4 protein-coding genes and 1 pseudogene are annotated in these 5,424 nt (G+C 68.8%); all 5 read left to right on the plus strand.

Going from position 1 to position 5,424, the window contains the following annotated elements:
* A pseudogene (locus IEY86_RS35450) lies at positions 1-156 on the plus strand (ATP-binding protein); the annotation flags it as partial.
* 445 nt (positions 157-601) lie between these two features.
* On the plus strand, positions 602-3,967 hold the full coding sequence (locus IEY86_RS35455) for a sensor histidine kinase (RefSeq protein ID WP_189136018.1): 3,366 nt from the start codon (positions 602-604) through the stop codon (positions 3,965-3,967).
* 9 nt (positions 3,968-3,976) lie between these two features.
* Complete coding sequence (locus IEY86_RS35460; RefSeq protein ID WP_308425203.1) at positions 3,977-4,390, plus strand: roadblock/LC7 domain-containing protein; 414 nt, start codon at positions 3,977-3,979, stop codon at positions 4,388-4,390.
* 113 nt (positions 4,391-4,503) lie between these two features.
* Positions 4,504-5,079, plus strand: coding sequence for a DUF742 domain-containing protein (locus tag IEY86_RS35465; RefSeq protein ID WP_189136020.1), 576 nt, complete (start codon positions 4,504-4,506; stop codon positions 5,077-5,079).
* Positions 5,060-5,424, plus strand: a 365-nt coding sequence (locus IEY86_RS35470; protein ID WP_373287148.1) for a GTP-binding protein, incomplete at its 3' end; no start/stop codon positions are given. The genes IEY86_RS35465 and IEY86_RS35470, both read left to right, overlap by 20 nt.

The following is a 5,424-nucleotide window of genomic DNA, read 5'->3' on the forward strand; positions in this document are numbered from 1 at the left end:
GACGGACACCAGCCCTACAAGCCCGAAGAAGTCCGCGACGCCCTCCAGATCGGCCCGGACACCCCGATCATCACCACCGACGCGCGTCAGCGGGCGGAGGCGAAATCCGCATTGATCACTCTTGTCGAACATGCCTTGCTCGCACGTTTGAAGTAAGTAATTGGATACCGTCGGGCAGCCGACACGTCTTGGACCGGCTGTGTTCCAGAACACGGCCGGTCCTCGCGTTCATAACGTTTCAGCAGGCAATCCGCGTCGTTTGAACACGCGGCGCGGCCAAACGGTTTCACAGCGCACACATATCCGCTGGCGTTTGCCGAACCTGGGCACTTATGCCCGTTTTATGCGTCAGAATTCACAGCCGCGAAGCTGTTTGGTAGAGACCCTGATGACGTGCTGCAATGCGACGAACCCTTGAGTAGGCACCAACTCTCAAGAGCTGCGGTTGGATTGATCCATGGCCTTTCCGGGCCGAGAGGTTGTTGGTCGAGTGAGGCGAAAGAACACGGTGCCGGGGCAACGCTCCCAAGCACGCGACCCTCAGCAGGCGTCCTCGAGCCGGGGCAACTTCACCCCGCCGTCGAGTACGCAGCAGCCGCCCGTGTCGTCCGACGACAGCGGGGACTTCGAGCTGCCCGCGGCCAGTGGCAACCGACTGGCTCTCCACAACTGGCGCGTGCCCACGCGGCTCATGGCCATCCTCTTCATCCCGGTGGTGACCGGCCTGATCTTCGCGGGCCTGCGGGTGGCCAACTCGGTCGACTTCGCCCAGCAGGCGGCCGAGGCCGAGCGCGTGGCCAAGCTCGCGCGCAGCGCCACCACTCTCGCCGACGCCCTGCAGAACGAGCGTGACGCGACCGCTCTGCCGCTCACCCGCGGCCAGCGCAACGCGCCCATCGTCACGCAGTTCCGCGAGAAGACCGACGCGGCCATGCGCCGGTTCGAGTCGGATGTGTCGAAGATCCACGACAACACGCGTGTGGAGAACCGCATCAAGGCCGCCCAGGCCAACCTCGCCTCGCTCCCGCTGCTGCGGACGAACGCCTTCCGCTCCGACCTGATGCCGCTGGCGACCCCGCAGGCGTACTCGGAGATGTTCCGGCCGCTGACCGCGTTCGACAACGAGCTCGGATTCGGCTCCACCAAGGTCACCAGCCGCGGCCGCGCCGTGTACGCCGTCTCGCTGGCCAAGGCCTCCTCGTCCACCAAGCGCGCCCTGGTGATGACCGCCCTGGCGCGCGACACCATGACCCGCCAGGACCCGATCGCCATCCAGGCGGCGGTCACCCTCCAGGTCACCGCGGACACCGAGTTCCTGACCGGAGCGCTTCCCGAGGACGTCCTCCTCTACAACGAGACCGTCACCGGCGACCAGCTGCGGGACTCGAGCAACTACCTCACCCGTGTGCTCTCGGTGCCCCCGGGCAAGTCGCTGTCCGCGGCCGGCCTTCAGCCCAACGACTGGTACAAGGCGTCCTCGGTCGAGATCGGCCTTCTGCGCAAGGTCGAGCTCAAGATCACCGACCACCTCGTCGGCGACGCCCAGGAGATCCGGGCCAACGCCGAGAAGGACGCGGTGATCAACGGCGCCGCGGCGCTGCTGGCCCTCGCGCTCGCCGGTCTGCTGACGTTCTTCGTCTCCCGCTCGATGGTCCGGGGCATGGGCGTCCTGCGCACCTCCGCCATCGACATCGCCGAGAACCGCCTCCCGAGCCTGGTCGAGAACCTCTCCAAGACGGACCCGGGCCGCATCGACACCCGGGTCAAACCGATCCCGCTGTTCGGCCGGGACGAGATCGGTGAGGTCGCCCGCGCGTTCGACCAGGTGCACCGTGAGACGGTCCGTCTGGCCGCCGAGCAGGCGCTCCTGCGAGGGAACGTCAACGCGATCTTCACCAACCTCTCCCGCCGCAACCAGGGCCTCATCCAGCGGCAGCTGACGCTGATCACGGACCTGGAGAACCACGAGACCGAGCCGGACCAGCTGGAGAACCTCTTCAAGCTGGACCACCTCGCGACCCGTATGCGCCGCAACGGTGAGAACCTCCTCGTCCTCGCGGGCGAGGAGCCCGGCCGCCGCTGGACCCAGCCGGTCCCGCTGGTCGACGTCCTTCGTGCCGCCGCCTCCGAGGTGGAGCAGTACGAGCGCGTCGAGCTGTTCGGCATACCGGAGACCGAGATCCACGGCACCGCGGTGAACGACCTCGTCCACCTCCTCGCGGAGCTGCTGGAGAACGCCACCTCGTTCTCCAGCCCGCAGACGAAGGTGCGGGTCAACGGCACCCGGCTGCCGGACGGCCGCGTCATGGTCGAGATCCACGACAAGGGCATCGGGCTCACCCCCGAGGACTTCGCGGACATCAACCACAAGCTGGCCGAGCCTCCGACGGTGGATGTCTCCATCGCCCGCCGCATGGGCCTGTTCGTGGTCGGCCGCCTCGCCAAGAAGCACGGCGTGCGCGTCCAGCTGCGTCCCTCGGGCGAGTCCGCGGGCACCACGTCCCTGGTCATGCTCCCCGAGCCGATCACCCACGGTGGTGCGGCGCCGGTGCCGGACTCGGACTTCACGGTCTCCCGGATCGTGCCCGAGCACGAGATGAACGCCTACGAGGACAGCGCCCGCACCGCGGCCGACCTCGGCTTCGACGAGTCCCGCTACGCCGTCGCGGAGGAGCCCGACGCGCCGGCGCTGGACTCCATGGGCCGCTCGCTCAAGCGCCGTGAGCGCCGGGCGGCGCTGGAGGCGTCGCAGGGCGCTGCCTCGAGCGAGGCTCAGGAGCAGCAGGAGCGTCCGCTCTTCCGCGACGAGGCCGCTGCCTCCGCTTCCGCTCCCGCTCCCGCTCCCGCTCCCGCGGGGAACGACTTCGAGACGCAGGCGTTCAACCCGTTCGACAACCAGCCCCCGTACCTCGACGACCGCTTCTTCGGGAACGACCCCCCGAGCGGCGCGGGCAACGGGCTCGGCAACGGCCAGGACCCCCAGCAGGGCCAGGACGGCGGGCAGGACGAGTCCGGCTACGGCCTGGGCTTCGAGGGCAGCCAGGACTACGCCGGTCAGGACTACCCGGGCCAGGGGTACGCGGGCCCGGAGTACGAGGGCCAGGGGTACGCGGGCCAGGGGTACGAGGGCCAGGAGTACGAGGGCCGCAACGGCTTCGAGGACCGCAGTGGCTTCACCGCCGTGAACGGTTACGGCGGCCGGCGCACCACGGAGCGCGACCTCGGGCGCGAGTTCGACGAGTACTACGCGGGTGGACACCCCTCCTACGGCGAGCAGCCGCAGTACGACACCGGGCAGTTCGAGAGTGAGCAGTACGACGCCGGTCAGTACGCCGAACAGCCGTCGTACGACACCTCCGAGTTCGACAACTCCCCGTACTCCGAGCAGTCGCAGTACACACAGGAGTTCGGACAGGACGACTACACGGACTACGACGCCGGGACGTCCGAGCAGCCGCAGCCCGCCCAGCCCGACTACGCCCCCGAGGGGTACGGCGACGCCCCTTCGGACGAAGACGTGGGCTTCACCGAAAACGGACTGCCGCGGCGCCGACCGGGGACACAGGCGCCCGGAAGCGGGCAGGAGACGTGGCGCAAGCCCGCCCAGACCCCTTCCGAGGAACCCGCCGCCCGCGACGACAGCGCCTCCGCGAACGCCGTGTCCGCGAACGCCGACGACAGCGAGTGGCGCTCGGCCAACGATGACACCTGGCGGCGCGCCGCCAAGGTCCGCGAGCCGCAGGCCGGCGGTGTCACCCCTTCCGGCCTGCCACGGCGTGTGCCCAAGGCCAACCTGGTCCCGGGCACCGCACAGCAGACCCCGCAGGGAGGCCCCCAGGTCTCCCGCGCCCCCGATGAGGTCCGCGGGCGTTTGACCAGCCTGCGCCGCGGAATCCAGCAGGGCCGCAGCGCGGTTTCCGACAGCAACGGCGAGGGCCCCCACAGCCCCGATCACCAGGAGCGTTAGTTGAGTCCGATGAGCCAGGCGGCACAGAACCTGAACTGGTTGATCACCAACTTCGTGGACAACACCCCCGGTGTTTCCCACACCGTGGTGGTCTCCGCCGACGGTCTGCTGCTGGCCATGTCCGAAGGGTTCCCGCGCGACCGCGCCGACCAGCTCGCCGCCGTCGCGTCGGGACTCACCTCCCTGACCGCGGGAGCCTCCCGCATCTTCGAAGGCGGCCACGTCAACCAGACGGTCGTCGAGATGGAGCGGGGCTTTTTGTTCATCATGTCCGTCTCCGACGGCTCCTCCCTGGCCGTCCTTGCACACCCGGAGTGCGACATCGGCCTCGTCGGGTACGAGATGGCCCTGCTCGTCGACCGAGCGGGGTCCGTTCTCACCCCCGATCTGCGCGCCGAACTCCAAGGCAGCCTGCTCAACTAGTCCATCGAGCTCATCGCAACACCTGCGCGACGCGCCGCCGGACCGTAAGGTGCGGTGGCGCGTCGGGGATATGGCCGATGCACGTCCGGCCCGAACCAGCGTGAGGAGGAACCGTGGAAACGCCCCCAGGTGGACATTCGTACGGTCCCCAGCAGCCCGACTACGGAGACCAGTACGGCCAGCAATACGGTGGCCACTACGGCGGCGAGCAGCCGCCGCGGCGTTACAACTTCCCCTCAGCTCCTACGCCGCAGCAGGCGCCGGAGCCGGTCCACGAGCAGCGGCCGATCTTCCAGCCGATGCCCGAGCAGCCCCAGCCGGCCCAGTCGCCTGCCGCCTCCGGCACGGACCAGCCGCTGGTGCGCCCCTACGCGATGACGGGCGGCCGTACCAAGCCGCGCTACCAGCTCGCCATCGAGGCGCTGGTCAGCACGACGGCCGACCAGTCACGGATGACCGGGCTCCTTCCCGAGCACCAGCGCATCTGCCAGCTGTGCCGGGAGATCAAGTCCGTCGCCGAGATCTCCGCCCTGCTCACCATTCCGCTCGGCGTGGCGCGTATCCTCGTGGCCGACCTGGCCGAAGCCGGAATGGTAGCCATCCACCAGCCCGCCGGCGCCGATGAACCCGGCGCCCAGCCGGATCTGACACTGCTCGAAAGGGTGCTCAGTGGACTTCGCAAGCTCTAGGGCCCAGGACCAGACCACCGTGGGTCAAGCTGGAGCCCGTTCCACCACGTCCGCGAAGATCGTGATCGCGGGCGGATTCGGTGTCGGCAAGACCACGTTCGTCGGTGCCGTCTCCGAGATCAACCCCCTGCGCACCGAAGCCGTCATGACGTCCGCGTCCGCGGGGATAGACGACCTCACACACGCACCCGACAAGACCACGACGACCGTGGCGATGGACTTCGGGCGCATCACGCTGGACGAGGACCTGATCCTCTATCTGTTCGGCACCCCTGGACAGGACCGGTTCTGGTTCATGTGGGACGACCTGGTCCGCGGCGCCATCGGCGCCGTCGTCCTCGTCGA

Origin of the sequence: Wenjunlia tyrosinilytica, from assembly GCF_014646055.1 — a bacterium.
GTDB classification, from domain to species: Bacteria; Actinomycetota; Actinomycetes; order Streptomycetales; family Streptomycetaceae; genus Wenjunlia; species Wenjunlia tyrosinilytica.